Annotated in this window: 1 protein-coding gene and 1 pseudogene; both read left to right on the forward strand. The window is 68.6% G+C overall.

Annotated features, from left to right (window positions below):
• On the forward strand, window positions 1-511 hold a 511-nt coding region (locus tag HNH97_RS15205), incomplete at its 5' end, for an energy transducer TonB (RefSeq protein ID WP_171791448.1).
• A 93-nt stretch (window positions 512-604) separates the two neighbouring features.
• Window positions 605-886: pseudogene (locus HNH97_RS15210) on the forward strand (MotA/TolQ/ExbB proton channel family protein); the annotation flags it as partial.

Below are 886 nucleotides of genomic sequence, written 5' to 3' on the forward strand. Positions count from 1 at the left end.
GATCAAGGAGCCGCCGCCGCCACCGCCGCCGCCACCGCCGCCGCCGCCGCCGCCGGTGATCACGCAGCCGCCGCCGCCGTACATCCCGCCGCCGAAGATCCAGGTCCAGGCGCCGCCGCCGCCGATCAAGCACGTGACGCATACGAAGCCGCCCAAGCCCATGCCGCCGGCCAAGGTGACCCCGCCGTCGTCGTCGGATGCGCCGGTGTCCAATGCGCCGCCAGTGCCCGATCACATGGCCGGTTCGTCGCCGCTGAACCATGTGGTGCCCGAATATCCGGAAGAAATGTCGGATGCGGGTCGCGAAGGCGTCGTGACCGTTGCGTGTGACGTTGAAACGACGGGTGCGACCAGCAACTGTCAGGTCATGAGCGTGAAGGGTGGGCAGCCGTTTGCCGATGCCGCGCTGCGTGCCGTGCGTCAGTCGCGTTACGCTCCGGCCGTGAAAAATGGTGTTCCGGTCAAGGAATTTCATCACCTTTATACCATCACATTCAGCCTGAACGACTGAGTGTGGCGGTGTCAGCCAATGTTGCGATGCGGGGGCTCGCAGTCCCCCGCAGCTTCTAAAAACAACACGTCCTGTCTAGAGGATCCTGAGTAAATGATCAGACTGCATCGCAAACACGCTCTCATCACCTCGGCAGCTTTCGCCGCCATGCTGTGCGTTTCGTCTCCGCTTGCGGCGCTGGCGCAGGACGCGGCCCCGGCAGCAGACGCGCCGGCGGTTTCCGCACCCCCGACCGATGGCGCGGGTGCCCCTTCCGCCGCCGCCCCGGCGGACGCGCCGGCCGCCCCGCCTGCTGACGCCGCGGCCCCCGCACCGGATGCAGCGCCCGCGCCGGCCGCCGATGCGCCTGCTCCCGCCCCCGCCGCAGAGGCACCC

This window comes from Gluconacetobacter entanii (assembly GCF_013155425.1).
Taxonomy (GTDB): Bacteria; Pseudomonadota; Alphaproteobacteria; order Acetobacterales; family Acetobacteraceae; genus Novacetimonas; species Novacetimonas entanii.